Here is a 22,553-nt window from a genome sequence, read left to right on the forward strand (position 1 = left end):
GGCGAGCTTGTTGTGGCGAGCGGGCTGGCCCCGCGCCACACTATTCACCGAGAAGCGCCAATGAACCCCTTCGAAGACATGCGCATCTTTTGCCAGGTCATGGACTCCGGCAGTTTCACCGCCGCCGCCGAGCAATTGGGCTTATCCAAACAATTCGTCAGCCGCCGCCTGATTCAGCTCGAAGAGCGCCTGGGTGTGCGCTTGCTCAATCGCTCCACCCGCCGCCTGGATGTCACGCCCCTGGGCCAGAGTTACTACGAATCCGCATTGCGCCTGCTCAGTGAAGTCGAGCAAGTGGAGCAGGGCATCGCCGGGCAGAACAGCGAACCTCGTGGCACCTTGCGCCTGAGTGCGCCGTTGTCATTTGCCATGGCCCATCTGAGCAGCCTGTTGCCGCTGTTTTTGCAGCGTCATCCCCACGTGTCGGTGGAAGTGGATTTGAGCGACCGGCCGGTGGATGTGATCAGTGAAGGCTACGACTTGGTGCTGCGCATTGGCACCCTGGAAGACTCGACCCTGATTGCCCGCCGCATCGCCAGCGTCCAGCGTGTTTACTGCGCCAGCCCCGACTATCTGGCCCTGCGCGGCACGCCCCTCAACCCCGAAGACCTGACCGGCCACCAATGCCTGCCCTACGGCCACGGCCGCCAGGTGCAATGGCGCTTCCAGGCCAAGGGCAAGCCACAGGCACTCAACGTCAACGGGCGCCTGCGTGGCAACAATGGCGAGTTACTGCGCGAAGCCGCCATCGCCGGGTTAGGCATCACCTACCTGCCGACTTTCATTGTTGACGAGGCCTTGCAGGACGGTCGTCTGCAAACGGTGTTGGACGATTTCGCACCCGAACCCCTGACCTTGTCGGCGGTATACCCTCAGCATCGCCAACGCTCGCGGCCGGTGCAAGCGTTGATCGAGTTTTTACGGGAACAGCTGGCTAGCGGCTGCTGAACAACTGTTTGATCAGGTTGGGCGTGCTGCCGGTCCAGCGCTTGAACGAGCGACGAAAGTTAGCTGCATCGTTGAAGTTCAAATACGCCGCCACTTCATCGTTGCTCAGGCCTTTGACCTGATAAAGGTGCAGCGCCACGGACTTGCGTACTCGGTCCACCTGTTGCTGAAAACCGGTGTCGTGTTTATGCAGCTTGCGTTTGAGTGTGGCCGGGCTCATTGCGAAGGCCTGGGCCGCCTGTTCCAGGCTCGGCGGCTGGCGCACGTGGGTGTGCAGGTAGTCGTAGAGACAGTCGAGAAAGCTGGCTTCAAACCCCAATTGTTCAATCTGTTCCCGGGCTTGCTGGCGGGCGACCTGACCGGCAGTGGCTGACGCACCGGGCCAGGCTTGGGTCAGAAACTCCCGCTCGATGCGCATCATATCCAGCGGACGCTGGAAGCGCGTCTGCTCCCCCAAATGTACCCAATACTGCTCGACGTAACGCGGCTCGGCATGGCTGAAACTGCACTCCCACGGCAGGCGTCGGCCGCTGAGCCATTGGCTCATGGCGATCAGTGACGTCATGCTGGCTTCCAGCAAAAAACGCCAGTGCTCGCCGGCCCCGCAACTGTCCAGCCAGTACACGTAGGCGTGGTGCTCATCGAGCACCAATTGCGGCGTTACCAGCGGGCTGAGCAGCACCTGCTGCTGCACCAGTGTGTCGAGGGCCTGATGCAAGTTTTGCGCGTGGCCCAGGGCATGGCTGGCCGCGCCGTAATGTCCGGGTAACAGCCGTTGGCCGAACAGGAAGCTACTGTCATCGGCATCCAGCAGGCGCCTGCTGTTGCCGATCAGGGCAAAAAACTGCTGGGGGCTCAGGCGTGTGTCGCCTGCCAGGATGTCGTCGTGAAACAGCCCGGTACCCCGCAACAGGCGATGGCTGTCGATATCCCGGGACAGCGCCAGATCGATCAGGGTCGCCGGTTGATAGTGCCCGGCAATGAAGCGGCTATCGGCTTCGTACCACCTGGTTTTCAGGGTCATGGTTGGGCCTCAGGCGCTTTTCGCCAGGCGCTGCTTGGTTCTGGCGAGCGCGATGTTCAGGCGCTTGAGCAAGTCCTGCGGCGACTCCTCCAGGGCCATGACCACGGCAATGCTGGCCGACAGTTGCAGGCGTTCGCCGTGCTGTCGGGTTTTGTGGGCCAGGCCGCGAACCGCCTGTTGCAGTTCCAGGGCCAGCCCTTGGGCCTGACGCTCGCCAGTGTTGGGCAGCAGCACCACGAAGCGGTCACCGGCCAAACGGCACAGCAAGTCCTGGCGGCGCAGGTTGAGTAGCAGCAAATGGCTGAGGGCTTGCAGCACCGCGTCGCCCTCGGCATGCCCATAGGCCTGGTTGATGGCGGCGAAGTTGTCCAGGTCCAGGGCCACCAACGACAGCGGCTGTTGCTGGCCCTGGCTTTGCTCAAGGCTGTCGGCCAATTGTCGCTTGAGGTAATCGGCGCCCCCCAGTGGCGTGAGTTTGTCGAACAGCCGGTGCTCGCGAAACAGCCGCTCGCGTTTCTCCATCTGCGCACTGATCGCCAGTTGTTCGCGGTGCCAGTGGTAGATGCCCAGCGTCAGCAGGACCATGCCCACCGGCATCGGCCCCGACTCCAACCAGTGATCCCAGGTGATGCTGTCGGGCAGGCGAATGAACTCGTCGAGGCTGTCGATCCACCAGGAAAAGAAGATGCAACCAAGGCCCAATGCCAGGTAATTGGTGACCCGCCCGGCCGGGCGACTTTTCAGCACCAACCCCAGCCATAGCAGGGCCAGCAGGGCCGAACCGCCTTCACCGATGATGTCCAGCCAGACCCACTCGCTGACGCTTTTCAACTCCCCGCAGGCCAGGTGCAGCAGCAGGCCCAGGTTAGCGGCGATCAGCAGCAGGGACAGTTTCCAGCGGTGGGGTTTGAGTACGTAAAACATGGGCCGGGGTCCTTGGGCGGTCAAGCGATGGACGCCAGCACAGCAGATGGATGTGACAGTTGGGTGACGTTGGGGTAGGTCGAATCAGCTCATGGGATAAATGGCAAAGACCGATCAAATATGGGCACCGGATTACCTGCGATAACCATCGTTATTTGGAACTGGCGTTGTAGCAGTTGTCGAGCCCCAGCGAGGCTACGTTGGCCGCACCGCAGCCATCAAGCCAGACACCAGCACCGAGTCGCACCCGCCAGCTGCTACGAGAAATAGCCTGGCTGTACGATGTGTACGCTTACATTAAATCGAGGTCACTTCAGCTCATTTTCACCCACAAACATCTCCAAATCCCGATTTTACACCGCGCGCCGCCGTTGGCTGTCACAGAATCGTCATCCCCCAGCCCTAGCTTGCCCTCCCAGTTGCCGGGCCCTTTGCCTGGCGTAACGGGACTCTTGGGGAGGACTTCATGTACAAGCGCACCGGGCTCGTCAGTTTTACGCTCACTGCTCTGGCCCTGGCGATTGCCAGTGAACGGCTCAACGCTGCCGACATCGTGGCCAACACCGAACACGTTGATGTGGTCGGCCAGGCAGCCAGCATCGATCAGGCGCTCAAGGAGCAGCGTTCTTCCGACAACATCAAGAGCGTGGTGCATGCCGACGGCGTGGCCCAGTTGCCGGATGAAAACGTCGCCGAAGCGGTGCAGCGCCTGCCAGGGATCAGCGTCGAGCGTGACCAGGGCGAAGGGCGTTTTGTCAGCGTGCGTGGCCTGGGCCCGGACCTCAACAGCGTGACCATCAACGGCACCCTGGTGCCGTCCCCGGAAAGCGCGCGCCGCGCCGTGGCCCTGGATGTGCTGCCTTCGGAGCTGGTGCAATCGTTGTCGGTGATCAAGACGCTGACCCCGGACATGGACGCCAATTCCCTGGGCGGCACCATCGATGTGCAAAGCCTCTCGGCCTTCGACCACAAGGGCCTGTTCTATACCGGCAGCACGGAAGCCAGCTATGACAAGAACACCCGTCAGACCAGCCCGAAATTCTCCAGCGCCGCCAGCGATCGTTTCAGCCTCAGCGACGGCATCGACAACTTCGGCGTGGCCGCAGCCCTCAGCTGGCAGAAGCGCGATTTCGGTTCGGACAACGTCGAGACGGGTGGCGCCTGGGACTTTGAACAAGGCGCCAAACTCAAAGAGTTCGAACAGCGTGACTACGACATCAGCCGCGAACGCGCGGGCGGTGGCCTGAACTTCGATTACAAGCCCGACGACCTGAGCAGCTACTACCTGCGCACCCTCTACAGTCGCTACAAGGACAGCGAGACCCGTAACTCCACCAGCATTGAATTCGCCGACCCGCTGGCGGCCGGTGAACTGGGTGACGCCGAGGCCAAGCGCAAGCTCAAGCAACGCGAGGAAACCCAGGAAATCCAGTCTTACGTGTTCGGTGGCGAACGCATGTTCGGCCTCTGGACCCTTAGCGGCCAGGCCGGTTACAGCCAGTCCAGCGAAGACAGCCCAGGTCATATCGCCAGCGCCTTGTTCGACGGCGGCGACTTTTCCGACAGCGGTTTCTATGACAAGGACAAGCCACGGCCGATCATCGGCGAGGGCTTCTACAACCCCAACAACTTTACTTTGGACAAGGTCGACTGGGAAAAGCAGAACACCACCGACACCGAGAAAAACCTGCGCCTGGACCTGGCCCGCGACTATGACCTGAGCGGCTACGCGTCCCAGGTCAAGTTCGGTGGCAAGGTCAGCCGCCGCAACAAGGACAACGACCTGGAAGCCTGGGTCTATGAAGACTTCGACGACCTTGGCTTCACTGACGAACAACTCAACCTGACCCAGCTCCAGAAGGGCAATGTCGATTATCGCCTCGGCCGTTTCGGTCCAGGCATCAGTGGCAGCGGTATCAAACAGTTAATCGGAGGACTCAACCCGGCAGACTTCTATGACGCCACCGAATCGCGGGTCAACGACTTCACCATCAGTGAAGACATCAGCGCCGGTTACCTGATGAACACCATTGATATCGACGACTGGCGCTTTATCGCCGGCCTGCGCTACGAGGGTACCGAGTTCGAAGCCAAGGGCACTGGCGCCACCGACGGCCAGTTCAGCGACACCGAGACCAAACGCCGCTATCACCACTGGTTACCGGGCCTGCATGCTCGTTACCAACTGGATAAAAATACCCAGGTGCGCGCGGCCTGGACCAAGGCGGTGGTACGCCCAACCTTTGGCCAACTGGCGCCGGGTTTTGTCATCGATGATGACGAGGCTACCTTCGGCAACCCGGACCTCAAGCCTCTGGAGTCTAGCAACCTGGACCTTGGCATCGAGCACTACATGGGCCGCGCCGGCACCGTTTCGGCGTTCGTGTTCTACAAGGACATCAAGAACTTCGTCTACAACACCGACCTGGCGGGCACCGGCGCCTGGACCAACTTTGCCGAGGCCCATACCTTTGCCAACGGCGACAGCGCCAAGCTCTATGGACTGGAACTGGCCTACTCGCAGAAATTCGACTGGCTGCCAGCGCCGTGGAATGGCCTGCTGATCGGCGCCAATAGCACCTTCAGCCGCTCCAGTGCCGATATCGAAGGCTTCGACACCGCCAGTGGCAGCAACCGCAAGCGCAGTATCAACCTGCCCAATCAGTCGGACACAGTGGGCAACCTGATGCTCGGCTGGGAAGACGACAAGCTGAGCCTGCGCCTGTCGGCCAACTACAAGTCGGATTACCTCTACGAATTGGCGTCGATCAACGACAAGGCCCACGACCTGCATGTCGATGCCCAGACCTTTGTCGATTTCAGCGCCCGCTACTCCCTGACCAAAAACCTGCAGGTTAGCTTCGCGGCGCAGAACCTCACCGATGAATCGTACTTCGTCTACACCGGCCACCGCAGCTACAACGGCCAGTACGAAGAGTACGGCCCGACTTACAAGCTGGGCCTGACCTTTACCCATTTCTAAGGTTTCCCCTTGTAGGAGCGAGCTTGCTCGCGAAAAACGTTGCCACACCGCAGGCATCCAGACAGCCCGCGCCATCGTTCATGACCATCGTCGGAACGCCGCCCGGAGCAAGTTCGCTCCTTCAAGGGGGCAGCGTTTGCTTAACAAGGATTTTGCCCGTTCATGAAAATTTCCAAGCATTACCTGCTGACTGCACTGATCAGCTTGACCTGCTGCCACGCCCTGGCTGGCGACTTGACCCTGACCCCCTGGGAGCCAGCGCTCGACGTCCAGTCCCTGGGGTTCTTGCCAAACAGCCCGGAACGCCTGGCCGCCAGCGAACGCGATGGTTTGCTTTTACTTGATGCCAAAGGCAGTGAACTGGCACACCTGAAAGGCTCCTTCACCAGCCTCGACAGCCGCACGGCTGGCCAACAGGTGCTGGTGGCGAGCCTGGACAATGATCGCCAGCAAGCGCTGCTGGTCAGTCTCGACCCGGCCGGCCGTCGTTGGGGCGCGCCGGTGTACCTGCCAACCCGAGATTTTCCGGTCAACGGCCTGTGCCTGTATCGCGATTCGGTGGCCAACCTGTTCCTGTTCCTGGTAGGCGAGGAGGGCAAGGGCGAGCAATGGCTGGTGGGCAATGGCGCGACGCTGATGCCACAACCGCAGCGCGTGCGGGGTTTGCCGTTGCCGCCGTCGGCACAGTTCTGCCAAGTGGATGACGGCGCCCAGCAACTACTGGTCAATGAAAAAAATGTCGGTTGGTGGGCTTACCCGGCGCATCCGGAAGCCGATGTAACCCGCATGCCAGTTGCCATTATCGACAACGCTCGACAGGAAGCAGGCGCCATGGCGCTGGTGCCCGGTGGTGTCATCGCACTCGATCCAAAAGCTGCACAATTACATCTGTACCAGCAGCAAGGCGAACGCTGGGTTGCCCAAGGGTCGTTGCCGTTGCCTGGCTTGAAAGAACCGGAAAACCTCGCTCTGCAGCCGACGGCCAACGGCCTGCATGTGCTGCTGCGTGACGATGACAACGGTCGCTTGTACCAGGGCGAAATCAATTGGCAAGCCAAACCCGTACCGTTGGCGCCGGTGTTGCCCGAAGTCGCAGCGATCCGCCAGAGCGAACCCGTGGGGCGTCAAGGTGATGCCGCCGATGACCCGGCGATCTGGATTCACCCGGAGCAACCGTCCAAAAGCCGCGTGCTGGGTACCAATAAGAAACAGGGCCTGCTGGCCTATGACCTCGACGGCAAGCTGTTGCAGGAGCTTGCGGTGGGTCGCCTGAACAACGTCGACGTGCGCTCCAGTTTCAAGCTTGGTCAACAAACCGTCGACCTGGCAGTGGCGAGCAATCGCGATCACAACAGCCTCAGCCTGTTCAGTATCGACCGCAGCAGTGGTGAGTTGCGGGTCGCCGGTGAGATTGCCACGCCGCTCAAGGCCATCTACGGCATTTGCCTGTTCCAACCGGCCAGCGGCGAGATTTATGCAATCGCCAACGACAAGGACGGTACCTTCCTGCAATACCGCCTGAGCGCGCCGGATGGCCGGGTGCAGGGTGAGTTGGTGCGCCAGTTCAAGGTCGACAGCCAGCCCGAAGGCTGCGTAGCCGACGATCAGCGCCAGCGTTTGTTCATCGGCGAAGAAGATGTTGGCGTATGGGCGGTGGATGCTCGCGCCGATCAGCCGGCGCAGTTGACCAGTGTGATCAAGGTCGGCGCGCAATTGCAGGCAGATGTCGAAGGGTTGGCGCTGTATCAGAGCGCTAAACGCGACTACCTGGTGATTTCAAGCCAAGGCAATGACAGCTATCTGGTGCTGGATGCCGAACCACCGTTTGCCTCTCACGGTGCATTTCGCGTCGGCCTGAATGCGCTAGCCGGTATTGATGGCGCTTCGGAAACAGACGGTCTGGATGTCACTGCGATTAATCTCGGCGGGCCCTGGAGCCAGGGCATGCTGGTGGTGCAGGACGGACGCAAGCGCATGCCCGAGCAGACCCAGAACTTCAAGTTCGTGCCCTGGGACCAGGTCACCAAAGCGTTGAAATTGCCTTGATCGTGTCATCAACCGGTCACACGTTTTTTATCGAATAGCTGCTCAAGGAGTTCACCATGCACGCCACTCTGGAACACATGACTATCTGGGGCCTGATCAGTGACGCCAGCCTGCTGGTCAAGGCCGTCATGCTCACGTTGCTTCTGGCATCGCTGCTCAGTTGGTACCTGATCATCCAGCGCGCCAGCGTCTTGCGCCGGATGGAGCGCCAGATGAACCAGTTTGTGCAGCGCTTTCGCGGTGCGTCGGATGTGCTGCCGTTGTACCGGGATACGTTGAAAGACACAGACGGCGGCGTCGCGCCGATCTTTATCGCCGGGGTTCAGGAGTTCCAGCATCTGCAGGCCCATGACGATGGAGTGCTCGAAGGGGTGGAGCGGGCGCTGCAAGTGGCGATCAGCGAGCAGGAAGTGGAGCTTGAGAAGGGCCTGCAATTTCTCGCCACGGTGGGTTCAGTCAGCCCTTATATCGGCCTGTTCGGTACCGTGTGGGGCATCATGAATTCCTTCCTTGGCCTGTCCCAGGTGCAACAGGCGACGCTGTCGACAGTGGCTCCAGGCATCGCTGAAGCGCTGATTGCCACGGCCATTGGCCTATTTGCGGCGATTCCGGCAGTAATCGCCTATAACCGCTTTGCTGCCCGCAGCCAGACCTTACTGACCCGCTACTACGCCTTTGGCAATGAATTGCAGGTGCGCCTGCATCGCACCTTGCGCGGCACTCCAATGAACCTGGCTGCGGCCGCCTGAACAGGAGCATCGCGATGTTAGTCAGGCCGCAACGCAAGCACGGGCCCAAGGCGGAAATGAACGTAGTGCCCTACATCGATGTGATGCTGGTGCTGCTGGTGATCTTTATGGTCACCGCGCCGATGCTGACCCAGGGCGTGAAGATCGAGTTGCCCAAGGTCGCCGCCGAGGCACTGGCCACCGACACCCGTCAGCAGATCCTTACTCTGTCGGTGAAGGCCGACGGCGGCTACTACTGGAACCTTGGGGGCGAACTCGACACCAAGCATCAGACCGACAGCGCAGTGACCCTCGACGACATGGGCGCCAAGGTGGCGCAGATCGTCGCGCAGCGGCGCGACACCCAGGTCTATATCCGCGCTGATGAAGACGCCGGTTACGGTCGCGTGGTGGCGGCCATGGCGGTGTTGCACAAAGGCGGGGTGAGCAACCTGGGGCTGGTGACCGAGGCCCCGCAATGACGGCGATGATTATGCACAGTCCTTGTCTGACAGTGGCGCCGCGCGAGTTTGCTGGCTTGTGGAAAAACAGCCTGGCGGCAGGCTTGGCCGTGGCGTTGCACGTCGTCGTGCTGGCGTTGCTGATGCTGGGGTGGTCGCCCGAGAAACCCTCGGTTGAGCCGCCTTCGGTGATGCATACCCAGTTGGTGATGCTGGCGCCGGCTCCGGCGCCGGTGCTGCCCCAAATGCCTGTGGCCGTTGAGCCAGCACCCGTGGAGCCGGTTGTTTCGGTGCCGGTAAAACCCGTTGTCGATCCGCAAGTCCAGGCGCAAAAGCTCGAAAAGGCCGCCCTGGCGCACAAGCGGGTCGCGGATAAAAAGCTCGAACAGCAACGCCAACAGCAGGAAACCGAGCAGCGCAACCACGAACTTGAACAGCAGCGCGTGGCCCAGGAACAGGCCCAGCAACAAGCGCGCCTAGCCGCTGACCATGCCCGCCAGCAAGCCGCGGCCCAAGCTGTTGCCGACAGCCGCCAATACCTGCCCCTGAGCAAGGAAGCTCCCGATTACCCCGAGCGTGCCCTGGACAAAAACATCGAAGGCGATTGCTCGGTGGAATACACCGTCAACCCACAAGGCAAGGTGGAGAACCCCAAGGTGCTGGATGGCTGCCATCCGCTGTTTATCCGCCCGTCACTGGCGGCGGCCAATATCTTTCGCTACCACCCGCGAGTGGTTGATGGCAAAGCCGTGTCGGTGCCGGCGGTGCGCAATACCTTCCATTACCGGATCAAGTAAACCGTTCAGGTTCACATACCCCGGGAGATAGCCTTCAGTTGCTAGAACGCATACTGCACCCGACTGTAGTAATACCCCCCGGTAAACCCGAACGGCGAATAGCTGCTCCAGTTATCACCGAGCGAAGAGTTTTTTACGCCGATAGCAAAATGCGCCCATTCGGGCGCACTTTGTCATGTGGCAGCTATCAGGCGATAGCATCCCACGCGCGATCACCATTCTCGTCTTTAATCCGAGTCGGCAACCCCATCATATCCAGCGCCTTGAGGAACGGCCCAGCTGGCAGTTCTTCAACGTTGGCCATGTGTTTCACGTCCCACTCGCCACGCGCAACCAGCAGCGCGGCAGCCACAGGTGGTACGCCTGCGGTGTAGGAGATGCCTTGGCTGTCGGTCTCGGCAAAGGCTTCTTCATGGCAGGCCACGTTGTAGATGAACAGCTCGCGCGGCTGACCGTTCCTGGTGCCTTTGATCAGGTCGCCGATGCAGGTCTTGCCGGTGTAGCCCGGTGCCAGGGAGGACGGGTCAGGCAGTACGGCCTTGACCAGTTTCAGTGGCACCACTTCCAGGCCTTCGGCGGTGGTGACCGGTTTCTCGGAGAGCAGGCCGAGGTTTTTCAGCACGGTGAACACGTTGATGTAGTGTTCGCCGAAGCTCATCCAGAAACGCACGTTGGGCACGTCGAGGTTTTTCGACAGCGAGTGCACTTCATCGTGGCCGGTCAGGTACAGGTTCTGTTCGCCGACCACGGGCAGGTCGTCGGTACGCTTGACTTCGAACATGGTGTTGCTGGTCCACTGGCTGTTCTGCCAGCTCCACACCTGCCCGGTGAATTCGCGGAAGTTGATTTCCGGATCGAAATTGGTGGCGAAATATTTGCCATGGGAGCCGGCATTGACGTCGAGAATGTCGATCGAATCAATGCGGTCGAAATACTGTTGTTGCGCCAGCGCTGCATAAGCGTTGACGACGCCCGGATCGAAGCCCACACCGAGGATCGCGGTGATGTTCTTCGCTTTACATTCTTCGAGGTGATTCCACTCGTAGTTGCCGTACCACGGTGGTGTCTCGCAGACCTTGCCCGGTTCTTCGTGAATGGCGGTGTCCAGGTAGGCCACGCCGGTATCGATGCAGGCACGCAGCACCGACATGTTGAGGAACGCGGAGCCGACGTTGATGACGATCTGCGATTGGGTTTCGCGGATCAGCGCCTTGGTCGCTTCGACGTCCAGGGCGTTCAGCGCAAAGGCCTGGATGTCGGCGGGCACTTTGAGGCTGCCCTTGGCCTTGACGCTGTCGATGATGGCCTGGCATTTGGAGATGTTGCGCGACGCGATAGCAATACGACCGAGTTCATCGTTGTGCTGCGCGCACTTGTGGGCCACCACCTTGGCGACACCTCCTGCACCAATGATAAGAACGTTCTTTTTCAATTTTTTTATCTCTCCTTTATTCGTCAGCTTACGAGAGGCTAGACAGGTAGTCGTCGTAACCAAATTCACGAACCACCTCGACTGTACCGTCGAGTTGTTTCACTACGATGGACGGCATTTTCAGGCCGTTGAACCAGTTTTTCTTGACCATGGTGTAGCCTGCCGTGTCGATGAACGACAGTCGATCGCCGATGGTCAGCGGACGATCAAATTGATATTCGCCGAAGATGTCTCCGGCCAGGCACGACTTGCCGCACACCATGTAGGTGTGGTCGCCTTCGCTCGGCGCCAGCTTGGCGTTGAGGCGATAGATCAGCAGGTCAAGCAGGTGGGCTTCGATGGAGCTGTCTACCACGGCCAGGTGCTTGCCGTTGTACAGGGTGTCGAGCACGGTGACTTCCAGCGAAGCGCTGTTGGTGATCGCCGCTTCGCCCGGTTCCAGGTAGACCTGCACGTCGTACTTCTGCGAGAAGGACTTGAGACGCTGGCAGAAGGCGTCCAGCGCATAGCCTTCACCGGTGAAGTGGATGCCGCCGCCGAGGCTAACCCAGTTGACCTTGTGCAGCAGCGCGCCGAAGCGTTCTTCGATGGTGTTGAGCATCTGGTCGAACAGGTTGAAGTCGCCGTTCTCGCAGTTGTTGTGGAACATGAAGCCGGAAATCTGCTCAATCACGCCCTCGATCTTCACCGGGTCCCACTCGCCGAGGCGGCTGAACGGGCGCGCCGGATCGGCCAGCAGGTAATCGGAGCTGCTCACTTGCGGGTTGACTCGCAGGCCGCGGGTTTTGCCTTCGGTGCGCTCGGCGAAGCGTTGCAACTGGCTGATGGAGTTGAAGATAATCTTGTCGCAGTTAGCCAGCATCTCCTCGATTTCATCGTCGGCCCAGGCCACGCTGTAGGCGTGAGATTCACCTTCGAACTTCTGGCGACCGAGCTTGAGCTCGTACAGCGACGACGACGTGGTGCCGTCCATGTACTCCTCCATCAGGTCGAACACCGACCAGGTGGCGAAGCACTTGAGCGCCAGCAAGGCCTTGGCCCCGGACTGTTCGCGCACGTAAGCGATCTTCTGCATGTTGACCAGAAGCTTCTGTTTATCGATGAGGTAATACGGCGTTTTGATCATTTTCAGAGCCTCCGGCAGGGCCAGCCAAAAAAGGACACGCATTGTGCCCGCACTTGGTCCGGATCGAAAGGTTAGTCAGCGGATTTTGCTGGCTCGTGCCCGAAGATGGCCTGGCAATTGATCTTTGTTGCTGTGTGATTGGGTTCACAGTGCTCTGGTATTATCATGAGTAGAACTTGTGATCATCCTTAATAAAATGAGTTTGTCTCACCATCAGGCGAAGTCGACAATAGCTCCCATCGAACACATTGGAGTTGTATGTCATGGCTTTTGCCCATTCCCTTGGATTTCCGCGCATTGGACGCGATCGTGAACTGAAAAAAGCGCAGGAAGCGTTTTGGAAGGGCGAGCTTGACGAAGCTGGCCTGCGCGCCGTTGGCCGTGAACTGCGCAAGACCCACTGGGACTTGCAGAAGAAGGCCGGTATCGAGTTGCTGCCCGCCGGTGATTTCGCCTGGTACGACCAGGTGCTGACCCACTCGCTGATGTTCGGTGTGATTCCCGAGCGGTTCCGTCCAACTGATGGTCAGGCCACCCTGCAAACCCTGTTCAGCATGGCCCGTGGCGTCAGCGATAGTTGCTGCGGCGGTGCTCACGCCCAGGAAATGACCAAGTGGTTCGACACCAACTACCACTATCTGGTCCCGGAATTCAGTGCTGACCAGCAATTTCAGCTGGGTTGGGATCAGCTGTTCGAAGAAGTCGAAGAAGCCCGCGAATTGGGCCACACCGTCAAACCGGTGGTGATCGGCCCGCTGACGTACCTGTGGTTGGGCAAAGCCAAGGGCGGCGACTTTGACAAGCTTGACCTGTTGGATCGCCTGCTGCCGTTGTACGGCCAGATCTTCCAGCGCTTGGCAGCCCAGGGCGTTGAATGGGTGCAGATCGACGAGCCGATCCTGGTGCTCGACCTGCCACAGGACTGGAAAAACGCCTTTGAGCGTGCCTACAACCAGATCCAGCGCGAGCCGCTGAAGAAACTGGTCGCTACCTATTTTGGTGGCCTGGAAGAGAACCTCGGCCTGGCGGCAAACTTGCCTGTGGACGGCCTGCACATTGACCTGGTGCGCGCTCCTGAGCAGTACCCGACCATCCTGGATCGCCTGCCGGCCTATAAAGTGTTGTCCCTGGGCCTGGTCAATGGCCGTAACGTTTGGCGTTGCGACCTGGAAAACGCCCTGGCAACCCTGCAGCACGCTGCCGAGCGCCTGGGTGATCGCCTGTGGGTCGCGCCGTCCTGCTCGTTGCTCCATAGCCCGGTGGACCTGGGCCGCGAAGACAAGCTCGACGCTGAACTGAAAAGCTGGCTAGCCTTCGCCGTGCAGAAGTGCGAAGAAGTCGCCGTTCTCGCCCAGGCTGTCAACGAGCCTGAAACCGCAACGGTACTGGCAGCCTTGGCGCAAAGCCGTGCCGTACAGGCCAGCCGTGCTGCTTCGCCGCGCATCCACAAACCGGCTGTGCAAGCTCGGGTTGCCGCGATTACCGCCAAGGACAGCCAGCGCCATTCGCTGTTTGCCACCCGTATAGAGAAGCAACGTGCCGGCCTGAACCTGCCGTTGTTCCCGACCACCACCATTGGTTCGTTCCCGCAAACCACGTCGATTCGCCTGGCGCGCCAGGCGTTCAAGCAAGGCAAGCTGAGCGAAGCTGAATACACCGAAGCCATGCACAGTGAGATTCGCCATGCGGTGCAAGTCCAGGAGCATCTGGGCCTGGACGTGTTGGTGCACGGTGAAGCCGAACGTAACGACATGGTCGAGTACTTTGCCGAGCAACTGGACGGCTATGTATTCACCCGCTTTGGCTGGGTGCAGAGCTACGGTTCGCGCTGCGTGAAACCGGCGGTGATTTTTGGTGACCTGAGTCGCCCCCAAGCCATGACCGTGGAATGGATTCGCTATGCCCAAGGCCTCACCGATAAAGTGATGAAGGGCATGCTCACCGGCCCGGTGACCATGCTGATGTGGTCCTTCCCCCGCGAAGACGTGAGCCGCGAAGTGCAGGCTCGGCAACTGGCCCTGGCCATTCGTGACGAAGTGGTGGACCTGGAAGCCGCGGGAATCAAAATCGTGCAGATCGACGAAGCGGCGTTCCGTGAGGGCTTGCCGTTGCGCCAGGCGCAGTGGCAGCACTATCTGGATTGGGCCACTGAAGTGTTCCGTCTGTGCGCCTCGGGTGTGCGTGACGAAACGCAGATCCACACCCACATGTGCTACAGCGAGTTCAACGATGTGATCGAGTCCATCGCGGCGATGGATGCCGACGTGATTACCATCGAAACCTCGCGCTCGGACATGGAGCTGCTGGATGCGTTCGAAGCCTTCGCTTATCCGAACGACATCGGGCCGGGTGTCTACGATATTCACTCGCCACGTGTGCCGGATGTCTCGGAAATGGCCAATCTGTTGCGCAAGGCCGCCAAGCGGATTCCTGCCGAACGCCTGTGGGTCAACCCCGATTGCGGGCTGAAGACGCGCGGCTGGCCAGAAACCGAAGCGGCGTTGATCCATATGGTCAGTGCGGCGCGGCAACTGCGTAGCGAGCTGGCGTAACCCCTGATCTGCAGGACCGGGCTTGCCTGGCTTACAAGTACTTGAGCCAGGCAACATCGCGCCGCCGCGCCTTCAGCCCGGCAAACCAGCGCACCGGCAGGTACAGCGCCGCCGTCAGCAAAAACGCCGTCAGCCACATCGCGCCAACGCTGTCGAAACCGAAGTAACTGCCCTGGTTCAAGCCAAAAAGCCCCACACCGATCAGATAGAGCGCTTTCAGTACATACAAGTGCAGCAGGTAGAAGAACATCGGCGCAGCGCCAAACACAGCAAGTACGCCAATCCACGGACGCTGTTGCGCACGCTCGAAACCCAGTAGCAATAACAACCCGACACCCAGGGTCAAGGCGAGAAACAGCAGCGAAGGCGGGTACTTGGTGATGTTGAAAAAGCTCATCAAGGTTTGCACATCACTGTCATAGGTCAGCCATTGAGCCTCGCCATACCCGTTGAGCAGGCGCAACGCAACGAAGCCAATCAGCGCGCCAGCCCCCGCCAGCAGTAGATAACGTTGGCGCACGGCAGTGGACATCGATCCGGCAAACCACGGACCGAGGCAATAACCCAGGGCAATCACGCCAATCCACGGCAACACCGGATACGAGGTGCGCAAGCGCAGGCCGTCGGTGAATTCGATCCAGCCGCGATCATGCAAAATCGCCCATGGAATGTGCATCGCCGAGCCTGGGGCGAAATGCACACTGTCCAACAGGTTATGCCCGGCAATGATCGCCGCAGCCACCGCAAACAGCAGTGGCCGTGGCAGCCAGACCAGCACGGCCAGCGCGATCATGCTGACGCCGATGGCCCAGATCACCTGCATGTAAATCACGCTGGGCGGCAACTGGAAGGTCCAGGCGAAGTTCACCAAGGTGAACTCCAGCACCACCAGAAACAGCCCGCGCTTGAACAGAAACGCTGAGACATCGCTACGCCCCTGGTGCCTGGTGCCGTACAGGTAGGCCGAAAGCCCCGTCAGCAAGACAAACACCGGTGCACACAGGTGGGCGAGGGTGCGGCTGATAAACAGCGCAGGCTCGGTGGTGTCGATGTTCATCGGGTCGACCACTTGCCGGTGCAGCAGGAAGGTTTCGCGCACGTGATCCAGCAGCATGAACAGGATCACCAAGCCCCTGAGGGCGTCGATGGACAGCAGGCGTTGGCCCAATCGGGCAGGGGAAACAGCATCAGTCATGAGGGAGGATCGCAAGGTCGGGCAGGGAGTTTGTGGTTATCTTATAACATCTCGTTCGCGAATGCTGTCCTTCAAACCCTTGTGCCTGACTCAGGGCGAGCCGCGTACGGTGAAGCTGTCAGCGACGGTGGATTTCTAGGCACGCGCGCGGGCTGATGATGTTTCCAGGTGTTAGGGTAGGGCGCATAGCCTTTAACGACCCTGGCACCCATGGAGGGCATCATGAATGGTTCAATAGGCATCATCGGTGGCACCGGCTGGTTGGGCCGGGCAATCGCCACGGCCCTGGTAGACACCGGCTTTGTGGGGGCTGAGTCGCTGACCTTGTCCAGCCGCGCGGGCCAACTCAGCGAGCCCAAAGGCGTGCTCGATGGCGTCCAGGTTACCGACGACAATCAACGCCTGGTACTGCGCAGTGACGTGGTGATCCTTTCGGTGCGGCCGCAGGATCTGGGTGGCGTGCATATCAACGTGGGCGAACGGTTGTTGATCTCCCTGGTGGCCGGCGTCTCGCTGCGGGACATCGAGGCGCTCACTGGCGCTCGAAGAGTGGTACGGGCAATGCCCAACGCGGCCCTGGAAATTCGCAAGTCGTACACCCCTTGGCTGGCCAATGCCGAGGTCGACGGGGCCGGCAAGACTTACGTCCAACAACTCTTCGAAACCTGTGGCGAGGCTGACGAAATAACCAGCGAGCAGGACCTCAATTACCTCACCGGCCTGGCCGGGACGGGGCCTTCCTATCCGGCATTGCTGGCCCGCGCGTTGTACAACTGCGCCATTGAATATGGCTTGCCTGCATCTGTCGCAGGGCGTGCGGTGCACGGCGTGGTGGTCGATGCCAGTCAGTTGATTGGAGAGCAACGCGGGTTCGACGCGTTGCTCAACACCTTGATCGGCTACCGTGGCGTCAGCGCGGCGGGCATCGAAGGGATGCAGGCGGGCGGGCTGGAGGCTAGCGTGAAGGCGGGCCTGGATCGCGCCATGAGCGTGGCGTCATCCAATCTGGCGGCCCCTGCCGAAATGGCGACCGTGGGCGCGTCGCAGGCGGTCATTCCCTTTTGGAAACAGGCGGGGCCCAAGCGCTGGTTCAAAAAGGATGAGGCGTTCGATAACGCGTTTCGCGACAAATTCCAGGCGGCCCACTTTCAAGCCGCCAGGGGCGAACTGGAGCACTGGCTGGCAACGCCACAAGGGGCTTTGGCGTTACTCCTGCTGCTCGACCAATACCCGCGCAACACGTTCCGGGGCACTGCCCATATGTTCGCCACCGATCCGCTGGCGCGCGCCTACGCTCGCCGAATGGTAGAGGCTGGAATGGACAGGTTGATCGAGCCGTCATTACGGGCGTTTTGCTATTTACCCTTTGAGCATTCGGAGTGTATGGAGGATCAGCAACTGTCCCTCGCCCTGAACAAGGATCTTGATGCCAATACCTACAAGTGGGCCAAAGAGCACGCCGACATCATCGATCGATTCGGCCGCTTTCCGCACCGCAATGACGTCATGGGAAGGGTGTCCACCGACGAGGAGCGGGCTTTCCTGGAGGCGGGAGGGTTTGCTGGGTAGAGGCGACTGCACAGGGTCCCAGCTCAATAAGCGTGCTTCGGACAGTCTATCAGCGCCTCAAGAAAGGTCGCCTTGTCAGTCAAGGTTCGCTTCGCCACCTCGTCCTGGTACTGCACGGCCTGAGCGGACGTAAGGTTTGTGCATTGACCAAACAACTCGTTGGATTGCTTGATCACCGCGACCTTGTCCGCCGGGGTGACGGTGATCGTTTGATCAAACCAGGCTGATACAAAGTTCAGCGCAGCCGTTCTTCTCTGCGCAGTGTGTGCGGCGCTGTCCTTGATGTTCGCCACATAACTTCTCGTATCGCTCTTGGCTTCGGCACTTTCCAGGCTGGCTTTAATGGCGCCAATCTTCTCGGCGGTGATCTCCCGGCTGCCAGCATCGGCGTCCAGTTGGGTTTTCAAGGCGGAAAAAACCAACTGCTGGGAGTCATTGACCACTGCACCCTCGGCCTTGCGCACCTCCAGCACCACATAGGAGTTGTCCCGGTATTCGCAGCCGTCATGGGGCGCGCTCAGCGTTAGGCAGGACCCCGTTTTTCTCATTAGCCGGCCGGTAGAGGTATTGAACACCAGTGTGTCCCAAGGCGGCGGCGCGGTGCGGTCTTCGGTGCGTATCAGCACGTAATCACCGGTCTCCAGGTAGCCCGTTTTCGGGTTCATCGGGTCTACGCGGTTTTTCACCCCGACCAGATCAAATGAATAAGTGAAGGCGTTGTCATCTTGATCATCTTTGATAAATGTATCGGCAAGGGCGGAAAGCACGTTTGCCGCAGGGTGAGCGGGTGGATAGAAGGTTTTACCCAGGCTTGCCAGGCTGCCCAGCATTTGCCGCACCTGGGCGCCACCCTCATCCAGTTCAATGATATGGATATCCAGTTTGAACGGATTGCCATTGTAGGTAATCGGGCCGTAAACGTTATTGAGGTTGGAGAGGTTCAGGTATTGATTCTCCCGCACATCATTTGAGTAGTAGATGACTTTCGAGCTTCGGATGCCCTCTGGCCCGAGTTTCCTGTCGCAGGGGCTCTCACAGGTGCTGGCGACGATGGCGACATCACCGGTGGCGGGCTCAAGACGGGCCATGCGCAACGGGCTTTTCCACTCGGTCAGGTGCTTGATGAAGACCTGCTTGAGGGTGATGGCGATCGGGTCGCCTGCTTTGAGGATATGGGTGGCGTCGATGGCATAGATGTTCCGCGCGCTTAACGCTCCGTCCGTGGCGCCAGGGCGGTTGTAGCGATAGTCCACGGCGCCCTGGTTGGTAATTGCACAGCCACCGAGCGTGACTAGGGTAGCGGTCACCAGTAGATTGACATTGGGTCGCAATGCTCGCATTTGATCCTCCTTGACAAGTATTTACTGGCGGGGCGCCTCGGCGAAGAATAGCCAAAGGCCATTAAAATGCCAGTGGGCAAAACGCATCTTGTGTGACGGCCGTACAGGCCGGTTTCGACGCGTCATCACGGGGTAGGGCGTGGTATTCCCAGCAGGAATGTCCCCATAAAAATCCAGCATTTTATTTATTGCGATGTATCTCGTAGCGTGCCCCTTCACCTATGGAGATCACGCCATGAACAATCGCCCGCTGCGCCTGTATGTCGACGCTCAGCTCACCAGCCCCTACGCTATGTCGGCCTTCGTGACTCTTCGCGAGAAGGGCCTTGAGTTTGAATTGAGCACCGTTGACCTCGACGCGTTGGAAAACCAGTCTGAGGATTACACAGGTCTTTCATTGACCCAGCGAGTGCCGACTCTGGTGGAAGGCGACTTTGCCTTGTCCGAATCTTCGGCGATCACTGAATATCTGGAAGAGATTTTTCCGCAATCACCGGTGTATCCGCAGGGAGCAGAACAGCGGGCGCGGGCGCGGCAGGTCCAGGCCTGGTTGCGCAGTGACCTGCTGCCGATTCGCCAGGAGCGATCAACGTTAGTGGTGTTTTATGGCGTCCAGTCATCGCACTTGTCGCCAGCGGCACAGTCGGCAGCCGGCAAACTGATCGTCGCCGCACAAGCGTTGCTGGCCGACGGCCGCGAGTATCTGTGCGGCCAGTGGTCAATTGCCGATGTGGACCTGGCTGTGATGCTCAACCGGCTGATCCTCAATGGCGACAGCGTACCCGCCCCGTTGGTTGAGTATGCCCGGCGTCAATGGCGACGGCCGTCAGTGCAGGAGTGGGTCAATCTGCCGCGGCCTGCGCTGTAGCGATTTCCACCAACTGCTCAACCCGGCGATCCAGATCTTCCCAGTCCGCCATGCCGAGCACCCGGGTTGTGTTCAGGCCGCGCAAGTAGCCGCGAAGTTGCTGGGCGGCTGCGCTGGTTTTATCAGGATCAGCCGCCGCGTCCTGCAGCACGGTTTCATACTCGAGCAGGTAGTCGGCAACCCGTTCGCGATACTCCGGCAGCACTGCTTCGCGGATGCGGTCAAAGGTTCTCTGGTAGGGCTTCATGGATTGATCCTTATAAGTTTTGTGTGGTGCGCAGCCTGCGCGACAGTATTGGTTTAGATAATAGTCACCATCAAGGATTGCTAGTTCTGTTTTTGCGGGAAAGGCGGAAAATCGCACCATCGAAGATGCCGCCCAAGGAACTGCGCGATGAGGAATTTTGCCCAACTGGTTTTGATGGCCCTGATGCTGGGCCATGCGTTGGCTGCCAACGTGGCCTTTGCCGATGACGCTCGGTCCTGCCATCTATTGCCCATTGCCGGCAGCGTGGTTTCCCTGCAACACGGGCAGTCGGTAGGTGTGCTCTACAGCGAAAATACCGTCGACAACCTGCACTATCTTGAACGCTATCACGCCATGGCAGTGAACGGTGCCAAAGATGCGCTGGATGGACGAGTTCGCCAGGCCTTCATCAACAGCTCCGACCCGGAGCTGGCGATCGACTGGCTGATGAATTCGCTGCAGAGCACGTTCCTGTCGGTGACGGCCTACGACAACCTCGATGCGCTGGTGCAGGCTCACCCGGATGTGGTGGTGATGCTCGACACCTACAATCAACTGCTGACCCCGCACAACAGCCAGGTCCAGGCACGTTTCGTTGCCCGGTTCTACGACGCCAATTTGCAATACATCGCCAAGGCTGAAGGTTCGGTCGAGCAGCAAATGCCTTCAGTTTGGGTGCATGACAAGGCCGCGCCGGAAATCGCCATGCAAATCGATCAGCAGCGTGATGTGCAACTGACAGCGTTGAAACAGTTCGACGCCTCGCTCAAAGCCTTGGTGACGGCCGGTTAATCGAAGCCTTAGTTCGGAGCCTGCTCCCGACTGAACACATCCACTGCCTGCACCAGCCCCTTGGCCGCCAATGCGACCAATTCACCGCCTTTTTCCGGTGTCGCCAAACCCGGGTCTGAGCCCATGCGCCCGTCCGGGAAGCGTGCACGGAAGTCCAGGGCTTCGCGGATAGGTCCTGAGCCTGCGATTTGTGGCGAGTAGGCCGTCGACTTGATCGACTCCGGGTAGGCCCATTGCGTGACCGCGATCTCCGAAGGCGTGGCGTGGCTGCCGTGGCCGGTGGGGAACTGCTGGTGAGCCAGTGCGCTGACGCCTTCCAGGTCCCACCAATTAACCAGCTTCAGGGCGAACCCGGCCGGGCGGCGGGCGAAGCTGGCTTCGGCGTAAAGTTCGGAGAACGCGGCCTCAATCGAGGCAATATTGCCGCCGTGGCCATTGAGAAAGAGGATTTTCTCAAAGCCATGTCCGGCCAATGAGCGCACCCAATCGCCAATGGCGGCGATAAAGGTGGAAGGGCGCAGCGAAATGGTCCCTGGAAACCCGAGGTGATGCTGGGCCATGCCGATATTAAACGTCGGGCCGATCAGGATGTCGGCGTTTTCCTGGGCGTGATGGGCAATGATTTCCGGGCACATCCAGTCGGTCCCCAGCAGGCCAGTAGGGCCGTGCTGCTCGTTGGAGCCGATGGGAATCACGACAGTGCGGCTGCGTTCAAGAAATTGGCCAATCTCGATCCACGTTGACTGGTGCAAAAGCATTTGAGGTTCTCTCTTTTGTCAGGCTTGGCCTGACGGATACTACCTCAACCGGCACTGGCTATCTGGCGTGGCTTGCAATTGAGGTAGGCCGAGGACTTCAACCAGCGCTGGTCGGGGTACCAGGAAAACATGAACTGACCATCCTTGAGTTTATCCACCACCTGGCGCGCCACTTGCGGGCGCACGGCCGGGCAACCCTGGCTGCGGCCGATGCGGCCTTCGCGCTTGCTCCAGAGCGGGCTTACGTAATCGGCGGCGTGAATTACAATGGCCCGATCGCGGGCCAGATCATTGAACCCCGGCTCCAGGCCATCCATGCGCAGTGAGTAGCCATGGGCGCCCTGATAGCTTTCCTGTGTGCGGAACAGCCCCAGGCTGGACTGATAGCTGCCTTCCCGGTTGGAGAACTGCGTGGCGAAATTTTCCCCGGATTTTTGCCCGTGGGCCACGAGGTCGCGCAGTACCAGGGTCTTTTTACGCAGGTCGAAGATCCACAGGCGACGGGCGGTCGAGGGCTGCGAATAGTCGATCACCGCCAGGCGTTCGGAACGTTCAATGCCATTGTTGACTGCGCACTGCATCGCGCTCAGGGCGCTTTTAAGCACTTGGGGATTGAGTTCTGGAGCCGTGCGCGCCAGGCTGTTATACAAGGTATGAGGCTTGGCGCTGTCTGCGAGGGCAGCATTGCACAGCGCGGCCAGGGTGACGGCAGTCAGGGCGAGTCGGCAGCAAAAAGTCAGCATCTACAAAACATCTCCGCCAT

General features: G+C 59.8%; 19 protein-coding genes and 1 pseudogene. 11 read left to right on the forward strand and 9 right to left on the reverse strand.

Annotated features, from left to right (window positions below; genetic code table 11):
• The first annotated feature begins 60 nt into the window (after positions 1-60).
• Complete coding sequence (locus tag ACZRJ6_RS14095) at positions 61-948, forward strand: LysR family transcriptional regulator (RefSeq protein WP_463968688.1); 888 nt, start codon at positions 61-63, stop codon at positions 946-948.
• Here the strand turns inward: ACZRJ6_RS14095 and ACZRJ6_RS14100 are convergent.
• Both ACZRJ6_RS14100 and ACZRJ6_RS14105 read right to left on the reverse strand, forming a co-directional pair.
• Positions 935-1,972 carry an AraC family transcriptional regulator gene (locus ACZRJ6_RS14100; protein WP_463968687.1) on the reverse strand — a complete coding sequence of 346 codons (1,038 nt, stop codon included), beginning with the start codon at positions 1,970-1,972 and terminating at the stop codon, positions 935-937. The genes ACZRJ6_RS14095 and ACZRJ6_RS14100 overlap by 14 nt on opposite strands.
• Before the next feature lie 9 nt (positions 1,973-1,981).
• Positions 1,982-2,896 (reverse strand): GGDEF domain-containing protein, encoded by a 915-nt coding sequence (locus ACZRJ6_RS14105; protein ID WP_463968686.1) that lies wholly within the window; start codon positions 2,894-2,896, stop codon positions 1,982-1,984.
• Positions 2,897-3,362: 466 nt separating this feature from the next.
• Between ACZRJ6_RS14105 and ACZRJ6_RS14110 the strand changes: the two genes are divergently transcribed.
• The 5 genes from ACZRJ6_RS14110 to ACZRJ6_RS14130 all read left to right on the forward strand — a co-directional run bounded on the left by ACZRJ6_RS14110 (position 3,363) and on the right by ACZRJ6_RS14130 (position 9,911).
• Positions 3,363-5,879 carry a TonB-dependent receptor gene (locus ACZRJ6_RS14110; RefSeq protein WP_463968685.1) on the forward strand — a complete coding sequence of 839 codons (2,517 nt, stop codon included), beginning with the start codon at positions 3,363-3,365 and terminating at the stop codon, positions 5,877-5,879.
• A 162-nt stretch (positions 5,880-6,041) separates the two neighbouring features.
• Complete coding sequence (locus ACZRJ6_RS14115; RefSeq protein ID WP_463968684.1) at positions 6,042-7,925, forward strand: phytase; 1,884 nt, start codon at positions 6,042-6,044, stop codon at positions 7,923-7,925.
• A gap of 56 nt (positions 7,926-7,981) precedes the next feature.
• Complete coding sequence (gene tolQ / locus ACZRJ6_RS14120) at positions 7,982-8,674, forward strand: protein TolQ (RefSeq protein WP_149412421.1); 693 nt, start codon at positions 7,982-7,984, stop codon at positions 8,672-8,674.
• Positions 8,675-8,688: 14 nt separating this feature from the next.
• Positions 8,689-9,135, forward strand: a complete 447-nt coding sequence (gene tolR / locus ACZRJ6_RS14125) for a protein TolR (protein ID WP_149412420.1) — start codon at positions 8,689-8,691, stop codon at positions 9,133-9,135.
• On the forward strand, positions 9,132-9,911 hold the full coding sequence (locus tag ACZRJ6_RS14130; RefSeq protein WP_463968683.1) for an energy transducer TonB: 780 nt from the start codon (positions 9,132-9,134) through the stop codon (positions 9,909-9,911). Before tolR ends, ACZRJ6_RS14130 begins: the two co-directional genes overlap by 4 nt.
• Positions 9,912-10,098: 187 nt before the next feature.
• On the opposite strand, the gene ACZRJ6_RS14135 is transcribed toward ACZRJ6_RS14130, so the two are convergent.
• A complete protein-coding gene (locus ACZRJ6_RS14135) occupies positions 10,099-11,343 on the reverse strand; it encodes a saccharopine dehydrogenase family protein (RefSeq protein WP_463968682.1) in 1,245 nt (414 codons plus the stop codon).
• A gap of 28 nt (positions 11,344-11,371) precedes the next feature.
• A complete protein-coding gene (locus ACZRJ6_RS14140) occupies positions 11,372-12,469 on the reverse strand; it encodes a carboxynorspermidine decarboxylase (RefSeq protein WP_463968877.1) in 1,098 nt (365 codons plus the stop codon).
• A gap of 263 nt (positions 12,470-12,732) precedes the next feature.
• On the opposite strand from ACZRJ6_RS14140, the gene metE reads away from it, so the two are divergent.
• The gene (gene metE / locus ACZRJ6_RS14145; RefSeq protein ID WP_463968681.1) at positions 12,733-15,021 is read left to right on the forward strand and encodes a 5-methyltetrahydropteroyltriglutamate--homocysteine S-methyltransferase; all 2,289 of its coding nucleotides are present in this window, start codon (positions 12,733-12,735) and stop codon (positions 15,019-15,021) included.
• A 31-nt stretch (positions 15,022-15,052) separates the two neighbouring features.
• On the opposite strand, the gene ACZRJ6_RS14150 is transcribed toward metE, so the two are convergent.
• Positions 15,053-16,216 carry an acetyltransferase domain-containing protein gene (locus tag ACZRJ6_RS14150; RefSeq protein ID WP_463968680.1) on the reverse strand — a complete coding sequence of 388 codons (1,164 nt, stop codon included), beginning with the start codon at positions 16,214-16,216 and terminating at the stop codon, positions 15,053-15,055.
• A 222-nt stretch (positions 16,217-16,438) separates the two neighbouring features.
• Here ACZRJ6_RS14150 and ACZRJ6_RS14155 point away from each other — a divergent pair.
• Positions 16,439-17,200 (forward strand): annotated as a pseudogene (locus ACZRJ6_RS14155) (pyrroline-5-carboxylate reductase family protein); the annotation flags it as partial.
• Between the two features lie 39 nt (positions 17,201-17,239).
• On the forward strand, positions 17,240-17,785 hold the full coding sequence (locus ACZRJ6_RS14160) for a DUF924 family protein (RefSeq protein ID WP_463968876.1): 546 nt from the start codon (positions 17,240-17,242) through the stop codon (positions 17,783-17,785).
• A 23-nt stretch (positions 17,786-17,808) separates the two neighbouring features.
• Here the strand turns inward: ACZRJ6_RS14160 and ACZRJ6_RS14165 are convergent, their stop codons facing one another.
• Positions 17,809-19,125, reverse strand: coding sequence for a hypothetical protein (locus tag ACZRJ6_RS14165; protein WP_463968679.1), 1,317 nt, complete (start codon positions 19,123-19,125; stop codon positions 17,809-17,811).
• Positions 19,126-19,360: 235 nt separating this feature from the next.
• On the opposite strand from ACZRJ6_RS14165, the gene yfcF reads away from it, so the two are divergent.
• On the forward strand, positions 19,361-19,993 hold the full coding sequence (gene yfcF / locus ACZRJ6_RS14170; RefSeq protein WP_463968678.1) for a glutathione transferase: 633 nt from the start codon (positions 19,361-19,363) through the stop codon (positions 19,991-19,993).
• Here yfcF and ACZRJ6_RS14175 read toward each other — a convergent pair.
• Positions 19,968-20,240, reverse strand: coding sequence for a hypothetical protein (locus ACZRJ6_RS14175; RefSeq protein WP_463968677.1), 273 nt, complete (start codon positions 20,238-20,240; stop codon positions 19,968-19,970). The genes yfcF and ACZRJ6_RS14175 overlap by 26 nt on opposite strands.
• 147 nt (positions 20,241-20,387) lie before the next feature.
• Between ACZRJ6_RS14175 and ACZRJ6_RS14180 the strand changes: the two genes are divergently transcribed.
• Positions 20,388-21,032: an ATPase gene (locus tag ACZRJ6_RS14180; protein WP_463968676.1), complete on the forward strand. Its 645-nt coding sequence runs from the start codon at positions 20,388-20,390 to the stop codon at positions 21,030-21,032.
• Between the two features lie 8 nt (positions 21,033-21,040).
• Here ACZRJ6_RS14180 and ACZRJ6_RS14185 read toward each other — a convergent pair whose 3' ends face one another.
• Both ACZRJ6_RS14185 and ACZRJ6_RS14190 read right to left on the reverse strand, forming a co-directional pair.
• A complete protein-coding gene (locus tag ACZRJ6_RS14185; RefSeq protein ID WP_463968675.1) occupies positions 21,041-21,790 on the reverse strand; it encodes a creatininase family protein in 750 nt (249 codons plus the stop codon).
• 44 nt (positions 21,791-21,834) lie between these two features.
• The gene (locus ACZRJ6_RS14190; RefSeq protein WP_463968674.1) at positions 21,835-22,533 is read right to left on the reverse strand and encodes a murein L,D-transpeptidase catalytic domain family protein; all 699 of its coding nucleotides are present in this window, start codon (positions 22,531-22,533) and stop codon (positions 21,835-21,837) included.
• Positions 22,534-22,553 lie beyond the last annotated feature (20 nt).

The organism is Pseudomonas sp. C321, from assembly GCF_055407105.1.

Coding starts and splice junctions, on each gene's coding strand:
- ACZRJ6_RS14175 (WP_463968677.1), bottom strand. CDS start 20,240: ATGAAGCCCTACCAGAGAACCTTTGACCGCATCCGCGAAGCAGTGCTG.
- ACZRJ6_RS14165 (WP_463968679.1), bottom strand. CDS start 19,125: ATGCGAGCATTGCGACCCAATGTCAATCTACTGGTGACCGCTACCCTA.
- ACZRJ6_RS14140 (WP_463968877.1), bottom strand. CDS start 12,469: ATGATCAAAACGCCGTATTACCTCATCGATAAACAGAAGCTTCTGGTC.
- ACZRJ6_RS14180 (WP_463968676.1), top strand. CDS start 20,388: ATGAGGAATTTTGCCCAACTGGTTTTGATGGCCCTGATGCTGGGCCAT.
- ACZRJ6_RS14190 (WP_463968674.1), bottom strand. CDS start 22,533: ATGCTGACTTTTTGCTGCCGACTCGCCCTGACTGCCGTCACCCTGGCC.
- tolR (WP_149412420.1), top strand. CDS start 8,689: ATGTTAGTCAGGCCGCAACGCAAGCACGGGCCCAAGGCGGAAATGAAC.
- ACZRJ6_RS14185 (WP_463968675.1), bottom strand. CDS start 21,790: ATGCTTTTGCACCAGTCAACGTGGATCGAGATTGGCCAATTTCTTGAA.
- ACZRJ6_RS14095 (WP_463968688.1), top strand. CDS start 61: ATGAACCCCTTCGAAGACATGCGCATCTTTTGCCAGGTCATGGACTCC.
- ACZRJ6_RS14160 (WP_463968876.1), top strand. CDS start 17,240: ATGGCGACCGTGGGCGCGTCGCAGGCGGTCATTCCCTTTTGGAAACAG.
- ACZRJ6_RS14110 (WP_463968685.1), top strand. CDS start 3,363: ATGTACAAGCGCACCGGGCTCGTCAGTTTTACGCTCACTGCTCTGGCC.
- ACZRJ6_RS14150 (WP_463968680.1), bottom strand. CDS start 16,216: ATGACTGATGCTGTTTCCCCTGCCCGATTGGGCCAACGCCTGCTGTCC.
- ACZRJ6_RS14100 (WP_463968687.1), bottom strand. CDS start 1,972: ATGACCCTGAAAACCAGGTGGTACGAAGCCGATAGCCGCTTCATTGCC.
- tolQ (WP_149412421.1), top strand. CDS start 7,982: ATGCACGCCACTCTGGAACACATGACTATCTGGGGCCTGATCAGTGAC.
- ACZRJ6_RS14130 (WP_463968683.1), top strand. CDS start 9,132: ATGACGGCGATGATTATGCACAGTCCTTGTCTGACAGTGGCGCCGCGC.
- ACZRJ6_RS14105 (WP_463968686.1), bottom strand. CDS start 2,896: ATGTTTTACGTACTCAAACCCCACCGCTGGAAACTGTCCCTGCTGCTG.
- yfcF (WP_463968678.1), top strand. CDS start 19,361: ATGAACAATCGCCCGCTGCGCCTGTATGTCGACGCTCAGCTCACCAGC.
- metE (WP_463968681.1), top strand. CDS start 12,733: ATGGCTTTTGCCCATTCCCTTGGATTTCCGCGCATTGGACGCGATCGT.
- ACZRJ6_RS14115 (WP_463968684.1), top strand. CDS start 6,042: ATGAAAATTTCCAAGCATTACCTGCTGACTGCACTGATCAGCTTGACC.